Annotated in this window: 20 protein-coding genes; 16 read left to right on the top strand and 4 right to left on the bottom strand. The window is 41.5% G+C overall.

What is annotated here, in order from left to right; translation table 11 throughout:
* Positions 1 to 3 precede the first annotated feature (3 nt).
* From infC to ACSSWA_RS03140, 13 genes are all read left to right on the top strand, one after another.
* The gene (infC, locus tag ACSSWA_RS03200; protein ID WP_437355140.1) at positions 4 to 510 is read left to right on the top strand and encodes a translation initiation factor IF-3; all 507 of its coding nucleotides are present in this window, start codon (positions 4 to 6) and stop codon (positions 508 to 510) included.
* 12 nt (positions 511 to 522) lie between these two features.
* Entirely contained in the window at positions 523 to 717 is a 195-nt protein-coding gene (gene rpmI, locus ACSSWA_RS03195) for a 50S ribosomal protein L35 (protein WP_014854750.1), read from the top strand.
* A gap of 13 nt (positions 718 to 730) precedes the next feature.
* Entirely contained in the window at positions 731 to 1,078 is a 348-nt protein-coding gene (rplT, locus tag ACSSWA_RS03190; RefSeq protein WP_014854749.1) for a 50S ribosomal protein L20, read from the top strand.
* Positions 1,079 to 1,147: 69 nt separating this feature from the next.
* Positions 1,148 to 2,137, top strand: a complete 990-nt coding sequence (gene pheS, locus ACSSWA_RS03185; protein ID WP_437355139.1) for a phenylalanine--tRNA ligase subunit alpha — start codon at positions 1,148 to 1,150, stop codon at positions 2,135 to 2,137.
* 13 nt (positions 2,138 to 2,150) lie between these two features.
* Positions 2,151 to 4,544, top strand: a complete 2,394-nt coding sequence (gene pheT / locus ACSSWA_RS03180; RefSeq protein WP_437355138.1) for a phenylalanine--tRNA ligase subunit beta — start codon at positions 2,151 to 2,153, stop codon at positions 4,542 to 4,544.
* The gene (locus tag ACSSWA_RS03175; protein WP_437355137.1) at positions 4,544 to 4,852 is read left to right on the top strand and encodes a hypothetical protein; all 309 of its coding nucleotides are present in this window, start codon (positions 4,544 to 4,546) and stop codon (positions 4,850 to 4,852) included. Before pheT ends, ACSSWA_RS03175 begins: the two co-directional genes overlap by 1 nt.
* Before the next feature lie 31 nt (positions 4,853 to 4,883).
* A complete protein-coding gene (zapA, locus tag ACSSWA_RS03170; protein ID WP_437355136.1) occupies positions 4,884 to 5,183 on the top strand; it encodes a cell division protein ZapA in 300 nt (99 codons plus the stop codon).
* A gap of 263 nt (positions 5,184 to 5,446) precedes the next feature.
* Positions 5,447 to 6,994, top strand: coding sequence for a ribonuclease Y (gene rny / locus ACSSWA_RS03165; protein ID WP_437355135.1), 1,548 nt, complete (start codon positions 5,447 to 5,449; stop codon positions 6,992 to 6,994).
* 77 nt (positions 6,995 to 7,071) lie between these two features.
* Positions 7,072 to 7,674 (top strand): dephospho-CoA kinase, encoded by a 603-nt coding sequence (gene coaE, locus ACSSWA_RS03160; RefSeq protein WP_437355134.1) that lies wholly within the window; start codon positions 7,072 to 7,074, stop codon positions 7,672 to 7,674.
* A 10-nt stretch (positions 7,675 to 7,684) separates the two neighbouring features.
* Positions 7,685 to 8,596, top strand: coding sequence for a proline dehydrogenase family protein (locus tag ACSSWA_RS03155; protein WP_437355133.1), 912 nt, complete (start codon positions 7,685 to 7,687; stop codon positions 8,594 to 8,596).
* Positions 8,548 to 9,627 carry a tRNA (adenosine(37)-N6)-threonylcarbamoyltransferase complex transferase subunit TsaD gene (gene tsaD, locus ACSSWA_RS03150; protein WP_437355132.1) on the top strand — a complete coding sequence of 360 codons (1,080 nt, stop codon included), beginning with the start codon at positions 8,548 to 8,550 and terminating at the stop codon, positions 9,625 to 9,627. Before ACSSWA_RS03155 ends, tsaD begins: the two co-directional genes overlap by 49 nt.
* Entirely contained in the window at positions 9,627 to 10,673 is a 1,047-nt protein-coding gene (mltG, locus tag ACSSWA_RS03145; RefSeq protein WP_437355131.1) for an endolytic transglycosylase MltG, read from the top strand. The genes tsaD and mltG overlap by 1 nt, the downstream gene beginning before the upstream one ends.
* Entirely contained in the window at positions 10,649 to 12,313 is a 1,665-nt protein-coding gene (locus ACSSWA_RS03140) for an Ig-like domain-containing protein (RefSeq protein WP_437355130.1), read from the top strand. Before mltG ends, ACSSWA_RS03140 begins: the two co-directional genes overlap by 25 nt.
* Here ACSSWA_RS03140 and ACSSWA_RS03135 read toward each other — a convergent pair whose 3' ends face one another.
* From ACSSWA_RS03135 to hutI, 4 genes are read right to left on the bottom strand one after another with little or no spacing between them, the layout of a single operon-like run.
* Positions 12,314 to 13,540 carry an exo-beta-N-acetylmuramidase NamZ family protein gene (locus ACSSWA_RS03135; RefSeq protein ID WP_437355129.1) on the bottom strand — a complete coding sequence of 409 codons (1,227 nt, stop codon included), beginning with the start codon at positions 13,538 to 13,540 and terminating at the stop codon, positions 12,314 to 12,316.
* Positions 13,537 to 14,166 carry a cyclodeaminase/cyclohydrolase family protein gene (locus ACSSWA_RS03130; RefSeq protein WP_437355128.1) on the bottom strand — a complete coding sequence of 210 codons (630 nt, stop codon included), beginning with the start codon at positions 14,164 to 14,166 and terminating at the stop codon, positions 13,537 to 13,539. The genes ACSSWA_RS03135 and ACSSWA_RS03130 overlap by 4 nt, the downstream gene beginning before the upstream one ends.
* A 16-nt stretch (positions 14,167 to 14,182) precedes the next feature.
* Positions 14,183 to 15,199, bottom strand: coding sequence for a glutamate formimidoyltransferase (gene ftcD, locus ACSSWA_RS03125; RefSeq protein WP_437355127.1), 1,017 nt, complete (start codon positions 15,197 to 15,199; stop codon positions 14,183 to 14,185).
* Between the two features lie 2 nt (positions 15,200 to 15,201).
* Positions 15,202 to 16,452, bottom strand: a complete 1,251-nt coding sequence (gene hutI, locus ACSSWA_RS03120) for an imidazolonepropionase (RefSeq protein ID WP_437355126.1) — start codon at positions 16,450 to 16,452, stop codon at positions 15,202 to 15,204.
* A 123-nt stretch (positions 16,453 to 16,575) separates the two neighbouring features.
* Between hutI and glgA the strand changes: the two genes are divergently transcribed.
* Genes glgA through ACSSWA_RS03105 form a run of 3 tightly spaced genes read left to right on the top strand, consistent with a single transcriptional unit; the run spans position 16,576 to position 19,829 of the window.
* Positions 16,576 to 18,063, top strand: coding sequence for a glycogen synthase GlgA (gene glgA, locus ACSSWA_RS03115; protein WP_437355125.1), 1,488 nt, complete (start codon positions 16,576 to 16,578; stop codon positions 18,061 to 18,063).
* Positions 18,064 to 18,066: 3 nt separating this feature from the next.
* Positions 18,067 to 18,642: a D-glycero-alpha-D-manno-heptose-1,7-bisphosphate 7-phosphatase gene (locus ACSSWA_RS03110; protein ID WP_437355124.1), complete on the top strand. Its 576-nt coding sequence runs from the start codon at positions 18,067 to 18,069 to the stop codon at positions 18,640 to 18,642.
* Positions 18,639 to 19,829 carry a DNRLRE domain-containing protein gene (locus tag ACSSWA_RS03105; protein ID WP_437355123.1) on the top strand — a complete coding sequence of 397 codons (1,191 nt, stop codon included), beginning with the start codon at positions 18,639 to 18,641 and terminating at the stop codon, positions 19,827 to 19,829. Before ACSSWA_RS03110 ends, ACSSWA_RS03105 begins: the two co-directional genes overlap by 4 nt.
* The last annotated feature ends 3 nt before the right edge of the window (positions 19,830 to 19,832 follow it).

The following is a 19,832-nucleotide window of genomic DNA, read 5'->3' as shown; positions in this document are numbered from 1 at the left end:
CGGGTGAACGAAGAAATCAGAGCTCCCGAAATTCGTTTAATTGATGAAAAAGGCGAACAAGTCGGAATCGTTTCCGTCAAAGAAGCATTAAACAGAGCTCGTGAAGCTGGAATGGATTTGGTTGAAATTGCTCCGCAGGCTAAACCGCCTGTATGTAAAATAATTGATTATGGCAAGTTTGTTTACGAGCAGCAAAAACGCGAAAAAATGCAAAAGAAAAAACAACAGGTTACAGTTTTAAAAGAAATCCGTCTGCATCCGAATACGGATACTCACGATTTCGAGTTCAAAGCGCGTCACGCGGTTAAATTTATTGAAGACGGCAACAAAGTTAAAGTGTCGGTTATTTTCAAAGGTCGTGAACTGGCTTATACGGAAATTGGCGAGGAACTCCTGAGAAAATTTATCGATAAATTGTCCGACGTGGCAAAAGTTGAGCAGGAACCCAAGTTTGAAGGCAGAGCGATGCATGCCATATTAGCACCGCAAAAAGGGAAAAAGAAAAAATAGATAGGTGACAAGATGCCAAAAATGAAAAGTAATCGAGGAGCCGCTAAAACTTTCAGAGTTACTGGCAGCGGTAAAATCAAACGCAACAAAGCTTATAAGTCTCATATTCTTACTTCCAAGTCGAGAAAAAGAAAAAGAAATTTGCGTAAATCGACTTTGGTTTCGAAAGCCGATTCAAAACGAATTAAAGTTTTGATACAACAATAGGAGAGGAAAAGAAATGCCACGCTCAGTAAATCACGTTGCGTCGAAACAAAGACGTAAGAAGATTCTTAAGTTGGCCAAAGGTTACTGGGGTGCGCGCAGTAAAGTTTATACTGTCGCAAAGCACCATGTCGAAAAAGGTCTGCAATATGCTTACAGAGATCGTAAAGCCAAAAAGAGAGAATTCCGTTCGCTCTGGATAGTTCGTATTAATGCCGCAGCTCGTCAAAACGGTACTACTTATTCGCGACTGATAGATGCGTTGAACAAAAAAGGAATTCTTATCAATCGCAAAGTGTTAGCTAATCTGGCTGTGGAAAATCCGCAGGCTTTTTCAGAAATAGTTAAATTCGCGATTAATTAATTTTACCCTCCCTTTCGTATCGAATTTTACGATACGGAAGGGAATTTTTTTAAATTCTCAGGTAAGGCAATGATCGATAAAATTACTGAAGCCAGAAAAGAATTCGACTCGCTCGTCTCAAAAGTCCACGACCTCAAATCCCTCGAAGAACTGCGCCTTAAATTTCTCAGCCGCAAAGGAATTATCCAGAATTTCTTCGAGGAATTCAAAAAACTTTCGCCCGATGAAAAAAGAAACGTAGGCAAAATTCTCAACGAATTAAAAACTTATACGCAGTCTGTATTCGAAGAGCTTAAAGAAAGGCTCGAAGCGCAAAAAAAGAAATCGGAAAGTTTCGTTGACGTTACATTGCCCGGCAGGGAAAGACAAATCGGCAGCAAGCACTTGATTACGCAAACTCTCGACGAAATCAAATCGATTTTCAAAGGGCTCGGTTTCTCGGTTTACGAAGGACCCGAAGTAGAGTCGGATTATAATAATTTCGAAGCGCTCAATTTTCCGGAAGACCATCCCGCGCGCGATATGCAGGATACTTTTTTTATTAACGATAAATTCCTCCTGCGTACTCATACATCCCCGGTACAAATCCGATTGATGAGTCAAAAGAAACCGCCGATAAGGGCGATTATGCCGGGTAAAGTTTTCAGAAACGAGGCTATAAGCGCCAAGAGCTATTGTCTGTTTCATCAGGTCGAAGGTCTCTATGTAGATAAAGACGTTACATTTGCAGAATTGAAAGGCACACTCGTTTCTTTCATTAAACAGTATTTCGGACACGACGTTAAATACAGATTCAGAACAAGCTTTTTCCCGTTTACCGAGCCGAGCGCCGAAATGGACGTCTGGTGGCAGCCTAAAGGAAAAGAAGGCAGATGGCTCGAGGTTTTAGGCTGCGGCATGGTCGACCCGAATGTTTTGAAAAATGTAGGCATCGATCCCGAAGAATACGTCGGCTATGCTTTCGGCATGGGCATCGAAAGAACCGCCATGAGAAAATACGGCATCGACGATATAAGAATTTTATTCGACAGCGATTTACGCTTTTTAAATCAATTCTAATCAGGGTGATTAAATGAAAGTTTCTCTTAACTGGCTTAAAGATTATATCGACCTCCGGGATATTAATGTTGAACAGATTGTCGATAAACTTACTTATGCCGGACTTGAAGTTGATGAAGTAATCGATCAGGCTAAAATTTATGATAATATTGTCGTCGGCTATGTTAAAGAAAGAAGAAAACATCCGAATGCCGACAAACTTTCGCTCTGTATCGTAAACGACGGCAGCCGAGATTACAGCGTGGTTTGCGGCGCGCCTAATGTAGCCGAAGGACAAAAAGTGCCGTTTGCAAAAATAGGCGCCGTCATTCCTTCAAACGGATTAAAGATCGAAAAAGTGAAATTACGCGGCGAAGTCTCCGAGGGGATGATCTGCTCGGAAAAAGAACTTGAAATAAGCGACAATCACGAAGGCATTATGGTGCTCGATTCTTCGCTCGAGCCGGGAACGCCTTTTTCGAAAGTAATGAATCTGGACGACGTTGTTTTAGATATAGCGATTACTCCCAACCGGGCGGACGCACTGAGCCATATCGGAATTGCAAGGGATTTGGCGGCATTATTCGACAGGAAATTAAATATGCCCGAAATTAAATTGGATGAAACCGACGGGCAGTCATCTGAATATGCTTCGGTAGAAATTATCGACGCTGAAAATTGTCCGCGCTACGTTGCAAAAGTTGTTTTGAATGTTGAAATAAAAGAATCGCCGGAGTGGCTGAAAAGAAGAATCGAAAGTATCGGACTGCGCCCGATCAATAACGTTGTGGACGTAACGAATTTTGTTTTGTACGAAGTCGGGCAGCCTCTTCACGCGTTCGACCTCGATAAATTGGCAGGCAAAAAAATCGTGGTTAAAAAAGCTCGCGAAGGCGAAAAATTTGTAACGCTCGATTCTAAAGAAAGAATACTTTCGGAAACGGATTTGATGATTTGCGATGCGGAAAGATCCGTTGCAATTGCAGGCGTTATGGGAGGCGAAAATTCGGAAGTGACTCCTGAAACAAAAAACATTTTGATCGAAAGCGCTTTCTTTAATCCCTCATCCGTAAGAAAAACGGCAAAAAGACTGGGACTGCAGACTGACGCGTCGTACCGGTTTGAACGAGGAGCCGACTATAACATTACCGTTTGGGCGGCAAAGCGCGCTGCTCAGTTGATTGCTATGACTACGGGCGGCAATGTATGCAAATCCGAAATCGACGCCTATCCCAAACCGTTTCCCACAAAAAATGTCGAATTAAGATACGCAAGAATTAAAAGAATACTCGGTTACGACGTCGATAAAGAAACAGTCAAAAAAATATTTGTAAATCTTGGTTTCGGAGTGAACGAATCGGACGAATCAGTGAATCTGGAAGTCCCCTCTTACAGACACGACATCGAAAGGGAAATCGATTTGATCGAAGAAGTAGCCAGAATTTACGGCTACGATAAAATACCCGAAGTAGAGAAAATTTCGGTTACTCTCGAAGAAAAAGTCGATCAGTCGGAAAACAACGACAGAATCAGAAATATTTTAAACGCCCTCGGTTTCTATGAAATACTGACAAATTCTCTTCTCAGAGAAGAACTTGCAAAAGAATACGGCAATCCGCTCGGCGTATTGAATCCGCAAAGCGCGGAGATGTCTCATTTGCGACCCTCGTTGATTCCCGGCATGCTGCAGGCTATTTCGAATAACATCAAAGTGAACGAAAAAAATCTCCAGCTTTTTGAAATCGGAAAAGTGTTCGAAAGAATCAACGATGAAATTAATTCTTTCGATGACTTCAAAGAGAGCGAGCATTTGATAATAGGATTGACGGGAAACGCTATTGAAGACGAATGGTACGAAAAAGAAAGAAAATTCGATTTCTTCGACCTCAAAGGATTTGCTGCGGCGTTTCTGAATAAATATTTACCCGGCGTCGAATATGAAATCAAACGTATCGATTCGGATAAATTCGAATACGGTATGGAAATGCTTATTGACGAAGCTGTAATTGTACGCGCCGGCAAATTGAACGACGAATTGCTGAAACCTTTCGAAATTGAGCAGGACGTATTTGTCGCAGTTTTCGACCTCGACAATATTAAATCGGTTGAACGCGGAGCGCCTGAATTCAAGGAATTGTTGAAGTTCCCGAAAGTATACAGGGATTTCGCGTTCATACTCGACAGAGAGATTGAAGCGGGCGAAGTAATTAAAGTTATAAGGAATGCAAGCAGTAACTTGTTGCATCATATTAAGTTATTTGATATTTTTCAAAGCGAAAGTTTAGGTATGAATAAAAAGAGTCTTGCTTTCAGGCTTGAATATTACGATAAGAGCAGGACGTTGAAAGAAGAAGAAGTGGACAAAGAGTTCCGGCGAGCCATAAAAGCAGTAGAAGAAAAATTTAATGCCAAATTAAGAGGCAGTTGATGCCCGACTTAAACAAATACGATATGTTTCTCGAGGAGCTGGGATCGCTCGAAAAAGAAATTTACTATTTTTTGCAAAAAGGTCAGGAACTCGTAGAAGCCAATAAGTTGTTAAACGAAAAAATAAATCTTCTCGAAAGAGAAAATAGTGAATTAAAGAAAAAAATTTCCGATATTGAAAGCAAGTTGAGTAAAATTTCAGAAAACGAGTCTCATTTAATTGTAAGTGGAAACAAGGAGGAAAGGGAAGCATTAAAAAATAAAATAAGCGAATTGATAGAAAGGATTGACTATCATTTGCGTTCTTAAAAATAATGCATGATGATGGAAACGATATAAAATGGCCGAAAAAAAGAAGCTTAAAGTAAAAATATTTGATAAAGAATATTCTCTTTTAGTAGAAAATCAGGAAGTAGCAGCTGAACTGGCAGAGTATGTCAACAGAATGATGGAAGAAACGCAGGAAGAACTGCCCGATCAACCGAAGGATACGATAGCAATTATTGCAGCTTTAAATATCGCTTACGATTTATTCGTAGAAAGGAATAAATTCCGGGAATTCAGTATCCAGGCTACCGATAAAATTAAGAAAATAAAGCTTCTTTTAGACGAGTCCAATTTTATATCCTCGCCATCATAATCCAAGGTTTTTCCGCAGAGCCGGTGGATTTATAAAAAAGAACTAACAAATAATAACTAAAAGGGTTATTGACTCACGGCGTGTATTACAGGCCTCGCCCGGTTTCGGCCGGGATCTCGTCTTAGGACGGGACAGTGGAAGTAAAAAGCGTCGGGCAATTTCCCGCATTGCTTAGGAAAGGGTTCTTTTCCTATAAAGCAACGCCGGCTCCTGCGGTCTATTATATTCTTATTTATGGAGGTATTATGCAATTGGAGTTGTACATGGTGTTAGTTGGTGCAATAGTATTTGTGGCAGCTTTCTTGCTCGGTTGGTTCGTCAATTCAAAAATCGGCAAGAACAATATTGCACTTGCAAAAGAACAAGCTCAAAAAATCGTCGAAGAAGCTGAAAAAGAAGCCAAGCATATAAAAAGAGAAAAACTTCTCGAGGTTAAAGACGAGTGGTTAAAAAAGAAACAAGAGTTCGACAACGAAGTTAATACTAAAAGACAGAAACTTCAGAATTACGAAAAACAACTCGAATCCCGGGAAGATAATCTCGAAAAAAAATACGACGTCGTTAATCAAAGAGAAAAGGCTTTAAAGGATTTAGAAAAACAACTTCAGCTTCAAAAAGAAGAAATCGAAAAAAAACAGGAAGAGCTTTCGCGTTTATTGGTCGAGCAGAATTCAAGACTCGAAAAAATCGCAGGTCTCACGTCGGAAGAGGCTAAGAAAATGTTGATGGAAAATATGATAAGCAAAGCCAAAGCCGACGCGGCTCAGATGATTAAAGAAATCCGAGACCATGCAAAAGTGGAAGCCAAAAAGGAAGCTCAGAAAATTGTTATTCAGGCTATTCAAAGGACTGCCGTCGACCACTCGGTCGAATCGACGGTCTCGGTCGTTCAAATTCAGAACGACGAAATGAAAGGACGTATTATCGGTCGCGAAGGACGAAACATTCGAGCCTTCGAAGCCGCTACCGGAGTCGACGTAATTGTAGACGATACTCCGGAAGCAGTCATATTATCCGCTTTCGACCAGTTCAGACGCGAAGTGGCTCGTATTGCGCTTGAACGTCTTATTGCCGACGGCAGGATTCATCCGGCGCGCATTGAAGAAGTGGTCGCCAAAGTGGAGCAGGAACTCGACGAGGAAATCCAGAAAGAAGGCGAAAATACGCTTATTCAGCTCGGACTGCACGGCTTGCATCCCGAGCTCGTTAAGCACGTCGGCAAAATGAAATATCGTTCCAGTTACGGTCAGAACTTGCTGCAGCACAGCATCGAGGTGGCTTATTTGACCGGCATAATGGCTGCGGAACTCGGTTTCGACGTAAATCTGGCAAAACGCGCAGGATTGCTCCATGATATCGGCAAAACGATCGATCGCGACGTCGAAGGTCCTCATGCTCTTCTCGGATACGAACTTACCAAAAAATACCGGGAGCATCCGATTGTTGTTAATGCCGTCGGCAGTCACCATGAAGATATCGAAATGGAACATCCGATAGCTGCTTTGGTGCAAGCCGCAGATGCAATCAGCGGCGCGCGTCCGGGAGCCAGAAGAGAACCTCTCGAAAGCTACGTCAAACGTCTTGAAAACCTCGAAGCCCTTGCAAAATCGTTCGAAGGCGTCGCCAAAACTTATGCTATCCAGGCGGGCAGAGAAGTGAGAGTGGTTGTAGAACCCGACCACGTCGACGATACTCTTGCCGACAGACTTTCTTACGAAATTGCCCAGAAAATTCAGGACGAAATGGAATATCCGGGACAGATAAAAGTGACTGTCATTAGAGAAGTAAGAAAAATAGCATACGCAAAATAAATTCAACGGCTGCTTTATAATCTGCGCAATGAGATTATAAGGCAGCCTTTATTGTTTCAGTTATTACCGGAATTCTTGTGAAAGAAAAATTACTGATTGGCATAACCGGGGGACTCGGCGCCGGCAAGTCGGCAGCCGGAAAATATTTTGAATCGAAAGGCTTTCCCGTTATTCTCTCCGACGCTCTCGCCAAAGATTTAATGAAAAACGATCCTTCGATTAAAAATGAATTGATTCGACTCTTCGGAAACGAAATTTATATTAACGGTGAATTAAACAAAGAACTGCTTGCCGAAAAGATTTTCAACTCGCAGGAATTGTTGTCTAAAGTTAATTCGATTGTGCATCCGCCTACAATCGAAGCCACTCTTGATTTGGCTGAAAAATATTTCGGCAAACATGATATTGTATTTGTCGAATCGGCGCTTTTGTACGAAGCCGGTATGGAAGATCTGTTCGACTTTGTAATCCTGATTTATTCACCGGAAAAATTACGAATCGAAAGAGCGATGAAAAGAGGAATGTCGAAAGATGAAGCAATCATACGGATGGAAAATCAAATGAAGGACGAGCAGAAGAAAAAGAGAGCCGATTTTGTGATTGAGAACAATTCGACAATTGAAGAATTACAAAAAAAATTGGATTTTGTACTTAAGCTGATTTCAATGACACAATCATAAAGGTGAAAAAGTGAATCCCATCAATCGTGCAATTGTAGAATTTGTGAAGCTGCTGCCAAAAGCAGTAGTGCGCAAATTTGCAAATCGCTATATCGCCGGCGAATCTTTAGTGGACGGAGTAAGAGTTGTTAAAGAACTCAACTCCAAAGGGATTATTGCAACTATGGACGTTCTCGGTGAATCGGTTACAAATAAAGAAGAATCCGTTCAGGCAAAAAAAGAATATCTAGAAGTTCTGGACGCCATCGAAAAACACAAATTGAAATCGAATATCTCCGTTAAACCAACTCAAATGGGACTGAATATCGACAGGGAATTTTGTTACGAACAAATTGCCGAATTAGCCGAGAGGGCAAAACTTTACAACAATTTCGTAAGAATCGACATGGAAGATTCTTCCACCACGGACGACACTTTTTACGTCTACAGAAAATTAAAAGAAAAATATTCAAACGTAGGCATCGTTATTCAGGCTTATCTAAAAAGGACTATGGAAGACATTAAACATCCGGAGATGAAAGACGCCAATTACCGGCTGTGCAAAGGAATTTATATTGAGCCGGAGGAAATCGCTTACAAAGGGAAAGAGGAAATCCGTAAAAACTTTTTGAGAATACTCGAGTATCTGCTCGACAACGGGAACTACGTTGGCATTGCCACTCACGACGATTTCCTGGTAAATAAAGCTTATGAGATGATTAAAGAGAAAAATCTAGGCAAAGACAAATACGAATTTCAGATGCTCTACGGAGTTAAAGAAAAATTGAGAGACAGAATAAATTCAAACGGCGACGCTATTAGAATTTACGTGCCGTTCGGCAAACACTGGTATAACTATTCAATCAGACGCCTGCAGGAAAATCCGACGGTGGCATGGTATATAACAAAGAGTATTTTTATGCCAAATACGGTATCGAAATGAATGTATTGGGTATTGAAACGTCGTGCGACGAAACTTCAGTTGCAGTTATAACAGACGGGAAATTAACGGCTAATCTAATTTCGTCGCAAGATTTTCATACCGATTACGGCGGCGTTGTGCCCGAACTCTCGAGCCGCGCGCATTTGCAAATTATAATGCCATTGATCAAAAAAGCTCTCGATAAAACAGGCTTGAAGCTCGATGATATGGATGTAATAACCGCAACCGCGGGGCCAGGATTGATTGGAGCTCTTTTGGTCGGACTTAATTTCGGGAAAGGATTGGCGTATTCGCTTGGTAAAACGTTTATTCCTGTCAATCATATCGAGGGTCATATATTTTCGGGGTTCCTGATGGAAGAGAAACCCGAGTTTCCTTACCTCTGCCTTGTGGTCTCGGGCGGACATACTTTGTTGTTGTTGGTAAATAACGATTACGAAATTATAAAACTCGGAACTACAGTCGACGACGCTGCGGGCGAAGCTTTCGACAAAGTTTCGAAAATGCTCGGTCTGGGTTATCCCGGCGGACCGTTGATTCAAAAATATGCGGAAATGTATAAAGAAGAATTGATCGATTTTCCGGTTTCGCGTTGCAAAAATAAATACGATTTTTCTTTCAGCGGATTGAAAACCGCTGTGCTGAGGTTTCTCGAAAAAAAATACGGCGGCGCAGGGAAGGCGCCGGAGGACGATATCCCGTTGGTAGCCGCATCATTTCAGGACGCCGCCGTAAGAGCGCTTGTAGAGAAGACGGAAATCGCTTTGTCTGAATTTAATCCCAAATCGCTTTCTCTGGTCGGAGGAGTTGCCGCAAACAAATATCTGAGGAATGCCTTGGCGGAAACGGCGAATAGATTCAATATAAAATTTATTGTCCCGTCATTGGAATTTTGCGGCGATAACGCCGCAATGATTGCCTACAGAGGGATGAAACTTTACGAAGGCGGTTATCGTTTTAATTTCGACTTTAATGCCTATCCCGGTTTGAAGGAAAATCCTTTCTTTAAAGAATACTCGGGCGCGGAGTAATGCAAAAAATAAATCCGAAGAAATACTTTTCGAACAACGAATTATATCTTATCGCAGCCGTATTTGCTTTTACGCTCTCGGTACTTGTCTTTACGTTCTTCTCGCCTAATTATTTCGATTCGGATGAACCGGTTGAATTGGTTATTCCGAGAGGCGCTACTCTCAACGAGGTGGTCGATTCTCTCTATTCGAAAGGGGTGATAAAAGGAAAGTTCAATATCAAAGCCGCGGCTTTTATCTACGGCGCTGACAAAAAAATTAAAGCGGGTAAATATAAAATTCCGAACGGACTAAGCTATCTCGACCTGATTGAACTCTTTATCAACGGCAGTCCGGTCGAACAGGTAAAGATAACAATTCCGGAAGGTATTTGGTTGAAAGACCTGGCGTCGCTATTGAAAAGGGAACTGGGCGTCGATTCGGCAAAGGTGATGGAACTGAGCAAAAGCAGATCGTTCCTCAGCTCGCTCGGAATCGGAGAAGATGTCGAATCGCTGCAAGGCTATCTTCTTCCTGAAACTTATTATTTTTATCCCGACAGCGACGCCGAAACCGTATTGAGAAAATTAAAATCGGAAATGGATTCGATTTTTGACGATCCCGAAATTCAAAAGCGGATGAAAGAATTGGGAATGAACAAACATGAAATTCTTACGCTCGCTTCGATTATCGACGCTGAATCGAACGACTTCTCGGAATTCAAAACTATTTCGGGCGTTTATCATAACCGCCTGAAGAGGGGAATGCTGCTGCAAGCCGATCCTACTGTTCAATTTTTGATTCGTCACAGAAGGAATAAAAAAGTATATTACAAAGATCTGGAGATTGAGTCTGAATATAACACATATAAACATCCGGGATTGCCGCCGGGACCGATAAATAATCCCGGGAAAGACGCTATAATGGCGGCTCTTTATCCGGAGAAACATAATTTTTATTATTTTGTCGCCGACGGCAACGGCGGGCATAAATTTGCTACAACGCAAAGAGAGCACGAACGGAACGTACTGGAATACAGACGATGGCGAAGAAGTCAAAACAATTAATATTAATGATAACGTTGATGATATTGCAAAGTTGCGCAAATCAACTGCCGCCCGGCGGCGGTCCTGAAGATACTATGCCGCCGTCTGTAATAAAAGTTTATCCTCCCTCCGGCGCTACAAATTTTAATGACAATACTATTGAGATTACATTCAGCGAATATATTAATAAAAACTCCGTACGAAACGCGATTTTTGTTTCGCCGCCTTTGAAATATCCTTTTAAATACGACTGGAGCGGCAAAACTTTACGCCTCGAGCTTAGAGATACGCTTAAGAGGAATACAACTTATACAATTACAATCGGCGCCGAAGTGGAGGATTACAATAAAGGGAATAAAATGCTCGAACCGTTTACTTTTGCTTTTTCAACGGGCAATACGATCGACATTGGGAAAGTAGCCGGAAAAGTTTACGACGACGACCCCTCGGGAGTAATGATCCTGGCTTACAAAGACGCGTCTGATACGGTCGACATATCCGCTGAAGAACCCGATTATATTTCCCAGGTGGGCAAAAACGGACGATACACACTGCTCGGTTTGGGAAACGGCGAATATAGAATTATCGCTCTTAAAGATAAACTGAACGATCTGAAATATCAGATTAACGACGATTATTACGGCGTTCAATACAAAAGAGTAATTTTAAGCGACGAAAATACCGAAGTAAACGATCTCGATTTTATGTTGACTCTGGGAGACACGATTCCGCCAAAACTATCGAATGCCGGAGCCGTTGACAGATATAAATATTTAATAGAATTTAACGAAGCCGTCGACAGTTCAAAAATAAATTCCGGTAATTTTTATCTGGTCGATTCGCTGACGAATAAAAAGTATTATTCGCGCTTCTTTTATAAGGGGCGGGGTAAGAAGAATCAATTTTATATTTCGCTGAAGGATACTTTGCCCGTAAACGGAAGGACTTTTCTTGTCGCTGAAAATATACCGGATTTGAAAGGAAACTTGACTAAGTATGATATAATTCCGATTACTCCCGTCACGCAAGCCGATACAACAGCCCCCGCATTTATCGGTATTGAAGGAGCTTATCCGGAAAATAAAATCGATTACGAAAATCCGGTTGTTAAATGCAAATTCGATGAAGGATTTAATTTACCCGACAGCATTGCGGTTCTTTCCGATAAAAAAGGGAACGTTTTTTCTTACAGGATCGAAAAGATAGACGATGCAACTTTTAACATAATCGTAAAATCGAGACTTCGTCAGGCGACGGAATATGAAATGAAAATCGATCTCGGTAAAATTACCGATATAGCCGGCAACACTGTCGATTCAGTTCTGACTGTTAATTTTACGACCGCAAGCGACCTTGAATTTTCCGCCGTATCGGGCAATATCGTCTGCAATTCCGATACTTCGGATATTTATGTTGTTTTAAAAAGTATTGAGTCCGGAAAAAGCTATTTGAAAAAAACGGATGCCAATAAGTTTGAGGTAAATAAAGTGCTTCCCGGTAAATACATAATGTGGCTTTTTGTCGACAAGGACGGGGACGGCGGTTATTCATACGGCAGCGTTAAACCGTTCAAATTTGCCGAAAGATTCAATTATTATCCCGATACATTGAATTTGAGAGCGCGCTGGCCTGTGGGCGATCTGAATTTGTATTGTAAATAATTATTTGTAGATAAGGTATTTCCGTATATCTTTTTTGTATTTATCGAGCCCTTCGTTTAGTAATTCTTTTATGTCGTTTACTTTGTAATTTTTTGTAAATGCTTTTCGAATTTTGTCTGTACCCATCACCAGGTCGAACATTTTTATTCGCGAAGAATCGGCGAGTGAAAAAAGTTTTTTTCCCGGATATAGTTCATTGTGAATTTCCATAAAATAGAATTGTATTTTTAATAATTCGGCTGCGTCTTTGTCAGTGATATATATTTGCACTCCGTTTAAAACGGTATCTTTCCATTTGCCGTAATACGGCTTGTATGAAATAGGGCGAAATTTAACGCCGCGTAAATTGAGAGCGTTCATCCTTGCCGCAAGCAATTCGGGGTCGATCCACCCGGCGGCTATTGTTCTGAAGGGCAGCGTGTATCCCACCCCGATCGAAACTACATTAAGTTCGCCGAGTATTCCCGTGGCTGCCATGTAATAGGGCGTTTCAGAATCGGGCACGTGATTGGAGGTAGGCGTCCACAGTAATCCCGTATCTTCAAAACTCATTCCCCGGTTCCAGCCTTCCATTGGAATTACCTTCAGATTACATTCTTTACCTTTCGGCTTTAAGATTTCTCCGTTGATAAAACGCCCCAGTTCGCCGGGCGTCAGTCCGTAGATATAAGGTATAGGAAAAAAACCGACGAAAGATTTGAAGAGCGTATCCAGTAGAGCGCCTTCAGTTTTAATGCCGTTGAATGGATTGGGGCGGTCGAGTATAACGAACTCCTTATTGTTTTCGGCTGCGGCTTCCATTGCCAATCCGAGCGTCGATATGTACGTGTACGACCGCAGCCCGACATCCTGAATATCATATACAAGCGCGTCGATGTCTTTCAACATTTCCCGCGTGGGCTTTTTGGTCTCGCCGTAGAGGGAATAAACCTTAATTTTTTTGTGGCTTTCGGAATCGACCAATTCGCCTGCGCTTTTCGTGCCGTACAATCCGTGTTCCGGAGTAAAAACGGCAACCAGATTAATCTTTTCGCTATTCAGGAAAATATCGACGGTTGAAATTAAATCTTTGTTGACGCCCGTGGGATTTGTAATCAGTCCGACGTTTTTACCGGATAATTGGGCGAAATCGTGTTTGATTAATACGTCGATGCCCGGCAGAACATGCTGAGCCGGGCATGCGAATTTTAATATAAAAAGAAAAAAAAGAAACGATATTTTTTTCATTGAATAAGCGAGTCTTTAATAATGTTGGTTGTCAATTTAACGTTATGATTGATATCGTCGATCAGCGCGTCGGCGCTTTTCAGGATTTCGCGAGCAATTGTTTTATTCTCTAGCGAACTTGCATTGATCAATATATTCAAATAAGCGCCGTTAGCCGCCGCTCCTATTAACGTAGCGGCAACTCCCGCGTCCGATATCGAGTTCTTGTTTCCTTTTTCAGCCACGGTTTTGATGTGAATAAAAACGGCCGAACAGTTTTTCAAAACCTCCATCGGTATTGCCGCGGCTTCGAGCGTTGCGTCTTGGATCGCTTTTTTACGCGTCTCCGTCTGTTCTTCATTTTCCTTCGGAAGCTTGAAAGCGTCCATAACTCTGTTGAAAGCTTCGTTGTCTTTTTCTGCGAGTATTAAAAAATTTTTTTGATATGTCTGAAGTTTTTCTTTTGCCTCTTCGATATCAGTTTGTACGTCAGCGTACTTTTTTTTGCCGATGGTTAAATTGCATACCATTATTCCGAGACTCGAAGCCAGGGCTCCGCAAAATGCCGATACATTTCCGCCGCCCGGTGTGGGAGACGACGACGAAATTTCATTGAGGTATTGTTCTACGGTTTTTTTGATATCCATATTAAATCCTTCTTTTTTATATCATGTATTCGATTATTTTTTCTTCGGGTTTGAAAGGAGCTAAAGCGTTCAAACCGAGATTTTCGACTGCGGCGGTTATTAATTCTTTTTCGTCTTCGGTTTTGTTGCCGGTATAAAATCTGCCCGCCATTAAAAGCGCTTCTTTCGGCACGAGACCGACAATTTCGCTTCCTTTTACCTTGACGCCCAATCGTGCAGCTTCTTTTTTAACTTCTTCGAATGCAACGTGAATCGGAGTGACGTTATAGTTTGTAAGATTCATTGAAACCTGAGTAAGATTAAATTTTTCGAGAGCCACGCCCATGCCTTTAACCGATTTTAAACTGCCGGGAACCCTTACGGTCTTCCCGTCTTTTTTGATAACATTACCATTTTCGTCCCGTTTGGGGTAACCGCTTTCTCTCAATACTTCGGCAATTTCTTTTGCATACGCTAAGTCCGTCGAATCGATATTGACGTTATATGCAATAAGGAAGAAACGCGCTCCCGTTACGATGGCTCCTAATTTGGGATTAAAAACCGCCGGTCCGTAATCCGGCTGCCATTCGGGATCCTTTAATTTTTCTTCCAGTCCTTCGTATTCTCCTTTCCGGATATTTGCAAGATTTTGTCTTTCAGGTTTACGGGCAGAATTCTCGTAGAGATAAACAGGAACGTTTAATTTAGCGGAAATTATTTCAGCATACATCTCCGAAATTTTGACGCATTCATCCATAGAGCTGCCGGATACCGGAATAAACGGCACAACGTCGATAGCTCCGATTCTCGGATGTTCGCCTTTATGTTTTCTCATATCGATAAGTTCGGCGGCTGCCAAGCTTGCATTGACGGCTCCGTTCAATATCCCTTCGTCGCTGCCTGCCATTGTTACGACTACGCGATTATAATCTGCGTCCGGCTCGAGATTCAACAATTTAACGCCGTCTGTCGAATCGATTGCCGATTTAATTGCTTCGAATGTTTCTTTGTTTTTGCCTTCGCTGAAATTTGGAACGCATTCGATTATTTTCATGATTACTCCGTTTCGCGTTTGTAAATTATTTTTCCTTTTTTAATTGTCATTACGTTGAGATTATTTCCGATGTTATAAATTATTTCCGAAATATCCTTTGCGTTCATCAGGGCAAAGTCTGCCTGTTTACCTATTTCAATACTGCCGAGAAATTTATTCATTCCGACGGCTTTGGCTGCGTTTATTGTCGCAGCTGAAATTATTTCGCCCGCCGTCATCTTCATCTTTAATGCCGCCAGACTCATCATAAGATGGAAATCTGCAATATGCGAGCTGCCCGGATTAAAATCGGTCGACAGCGCTACTGTGGCGTTGAGGTCGATTAATTTTCTTGCCGGCGCGTAATTATAATCAAGGAAGAACGATACGCCCGGCAATAGTACAGCGGTTAAATCGGACTTTGCAATTTTTTCGATTTCTTCCTCGTTAATTACTTCCAGATGATCGACCGAGAGCGCCGAATGTTTGAGCGCAACTTCGATACCTCCGATACTGTGAAATTGATTTGTGTGAAGTCTGAGTTTAAATCCGAGTTCTTTAGCTTTCGTAAAAATCATATCGGTTTCTTCCGGGCTGAATGCAGTCTTTTCGCAAAAGACATCCGTAAACTCCGCCAGATCGTTTTTGCGGATATAAGGCAAAAGTTCTTCTACGATTAATTTCAAGTATGCCCTGTGATCGTTTTTATATTCGGGCGGGTAAGTGTGCGCGCCGAGGAATGTGGGAATTATGTCGATCGGAGAATTCTTTTTGTAATAATTTATAACCTGTAACAGTTTGATCTCGTCGTAATAGCTCAATCCGTAACCGCTTTTGATTTCGAGAGTCGTAACTCCCTGTGAAATAAATTTCTTAATACGGGGAGCCAGAAGCCGTATCAGTTCGTCGTACGAAGCCTGTCTGACCGAATTAACGGTCGAAATAATTCCGCCGCCTTCTTCGGCAATCTCTTCGTAAGATTTTCCGGAAAGCCGCATCAGGAATTCGTTCGAACGGTTTCCCGCAAATGCGCTGTGTGTGTGACATTCTACGAATCCGGGTAAGACCAATAAATCGCTCGCGTCGATTACTTCATCGGCTTTTACTTTATTTACTGACGAATTCGGCAAAATGTCTTTGATTATTCCATTTTCGATATATACGGAATGGTCTTCAAGAATTTCGAGTTCGTTCATCGACTTGCCGGTTTTGAAGTTTCTGCCCGCAGTATTGACGGTTACAATTTGACCCGGATTTTTAAGGAGGATTTTCATCAAAAAACACCTGATTTTTTGTTTGAATTAATATAGAGAATAAAGTCGTCTATTTCTAATTTTTTGTTAAAGGGCATAAAATTTCGTATTTTTCGAAAATAAAAAACAAAGGATCTTACCAAAATGCCTTCAAAGTTTAAAATCCTTTTCGTAACCCCCGAAGCAGTTCCATTTGTAAAAACAGGCGGAGTAGCCGACGTATCTTCTGCTTTGCCGCAGCGTTTACAGGAAATGGGTCACGATGTTCGAATCATACTGCCCAAATACGGAGCAATCGACGAACGTAAATTCAAGATTCACGAGGTGGTTAGATTAAAGGATATTCCGGTTAATATAGCCGGAAAAGAAGTCGTATTTTCGCTGAGATCTTCCTTTTTAGTTGGACCGAAAGCGCGCGTCCAAATTTATTTTCTCGATAATCCGGAATATTTCGGCAATCGCCACAGCCTTTATGCCGATCCGATTACAGGAGAAGATTTTCCCGACAATGACGAGCGGTTTATTTTGTTTACCAAAGCCGTATTCGAATTGATGCTTAAACTCGGTTGGACTCCCGACGTTATTCATTGCAACGACTGGCAGAGCGGACTGGTGCCCGTTTATATGAAAACAATTTACAAAGACGAACCGCAATTTTCTTCGACAAGAACACTGCTAACAATTCACAATATATTTCAACAGGGCGAATTTCCGTTGTCGTCGTTCGAAAAAACGGATTTGCCCGATGAATTGGCAACCGAAAAGGGATTGCTCCACAATAAAAAAATCAATTTCCTTAAAGGCGGAATTTTATTCGCCGATAAAATTAATACCGTTAGCGAAACGTACGCAAAAGAATTGACCTCCGCTAAAATCTACAGCGCAGGTTTGCAAAAATATCTCAAAAAGAGAAGCAAAGATTTATTCGGAATTTTAAACGGTATTGACAGATTGATTTGGGACCCGGAAAAAGACACAAAGATTCCGCAAAAATACTCGGTTAAAAAACTCGACAATAAAAAAGTCAATAAAAAAGCATTATCGGAAAATTTCGGTTTTGAATACGAAGAAGACGTTCCGATTATCGGCGTGATATCGCGTTTGACCGACGAAAAAGGGATGGACCTTTTGCAGAAAGCTTTTAATCAGTTGATGAAACTGAAGATTAAAATGGTATTGCTTGGCGCGGGCGAAAAGAAATACACGAAATTTTTCAGCGAAATGGCCGCGAAATATCCGGGTAAATTTTCGTGCTTTATCGGATTCGACGAAGACCTGGCGCATTTAATCGAAGCCGGTTCCGATATGTTCCTTATGCCTTCGAAAATCGAGCCGTGCGGTCTCAATCAATTGTACAGCCTTAAATACGGCACAGTCCCGATAGTACACAAAACCGGCGGATTGGCAGACACAATTATTCAGTTTGACGAAAAAACGAAGACCGGCAACGGTTTCCTTTTTGAAAAATATACCGTTACGGATTTGGTCGGCGCAGTCAAAAAAGCTCTCAAACTTTATAATGAAAATAAAGAATTATGGACGGAATTGATGAAAACGGGTATGAAAGGCGATTACAGCTGGCTCAATTCCGCCAAAAAATACGTTGAACTATACAAAAAGTTATCCGATTAATTAATGCGACCAGCATTATTCCTGGACAGAGACGGGACAATTAATCACGACCCCGGTTACATTCGAGACCCTGAAATTGTCCGTTTGATCGACGGAGTCGCCGAAAATCTTAAGGATTTGAAAGAAAAATTCGGATTCAAACTTATCATTATTTCGAATCAAGCCGGAGTTGCAAAGGGACTGATGACAGTTGAAGAGGTTGAAGCTGTTAATAAAAGAGTTAAAGATTTACTTGAAGAAAACGGCGTAGCAATTGATGATATTTACTATTGTCCCTATCACCCCGATTTTGACCCGCCGGAAAAATCAAAATGCCGGAAACCTTCTCCGTTTATGATTTTACAAGCAGCTAAAGATCATGACATTGATTTGTCCAGATCTTTTATGATCGGCGACAGAGTGAGCGATATCGAAGCCGGAATTAATGCGAACGTTAAAACAATCTTGATTGCGAATGATATTTACGACAATGAGATAGAAAACTTGATTAATGACGGCAAAAAGCCCAATTTTGTAGCCGCCGATTTCTATGAAATCAACAAATTTATTACTCAAACTTTTGCGGAGGAAAATAATTGATTAGAAAAATTAAACTGATATTTCCGGTGTTATTCGGAATTTTGTTGGTTTCATGCAATCAGGATCCCGCCTCGGTAGGATACGATTTGATTAAAGACGACGCCACTCTTTCATTTCATCTTTTCAATACGGACTCGGCTAATGTAAAAACAAATTCGTATACTTTTCAGCGAGATCTGCAACTGGGAATATCGAGTAAACTACTCGTAGGAAAATACGATAAATACGAAGCCCAGGCATTATTGAGGTATGAATTTTCGGTCCCCGATTCGGTTATCACTCTTGCGCAGGATAACAATCTGACGATTTCCGAAGCTTCTATTTACATCAAGCTGAAATACTATTTGGGGGACAAATCGCTGCCGTTCGACTTTACGGTACATCGCATAACAAGCGAGTGGAGCACAGCCGGTTTCGACACCGACAGTCTGAACTCTCTGCAATATGATTATCAGGATATTGCATACGAAAAAACGATCGACGACACCTCGATTTCATTTAAGATAGACCCTTCGGTTGTGCTCGATTGGATAAAGTTTAGCGCGGATTCCAACGCCGCCGAACCAAACTACGGCATTCTGATAAAGCCCGCGCAAAATACGCAAAGGATTGTGGGATTTAACGCTTACCAGCTTTTTACTGATACCGATTTGCCGGCTTTGACAATAATGTACGGCAGGAATGAAGTTACCGATACTTTGTCCGCTCTTCCTTATATGGATGTTCATGCAATTAAAGGCGAGCCGGTGGTTTCGGATAACGACATTGTGCTTCAGGGCGGATTGTTTAACAGAGGGTTTCTCTATTTTGACCTCAAAGAATTGCCTAAGAACATAATTGTTAACAAAGCGGAATTGGAATTATACGTAGACGAATTAAAAACCGTCGACGGCGAGCCCGCATCCGATTCGATTATTGTAAAAGTATTGGCGGACAGCGTCGAGAAATCTTACACTTCCGACAGCACGATTACTACTATATTGTCCAGGGAAGGCGACAAATTCAAAGGAGACATCGCCTGGATAGTTCAAAAATGGGTCTCGGATACTTCGTACGTCAATAACGGGCTCGAATTGTATCTGGCTGACGAAAAAGAGTCGTTAGCTACAATATGGATTTACGGAGCGCGTTCCGTGAACGAAGGCAATCGTCCCAAACTTAAAATAACATACTTAAAAAGCAGATAATTT

Source organism: Melioribacter sp. Ez-97 (assembly GCF_051488665.1).
Taxonomy (GTDB): domain Bacteria; phylum Bacteroidota; class Ignavibacteria; order Ignavibacteriales; family Melioribacteraceae; genus Melioribacter.
The sequence above is the reverse complement of the archived record's forward strand: the minus strand, read 5'-3'. Positions and strand labels throughout refer to the sequence as shown.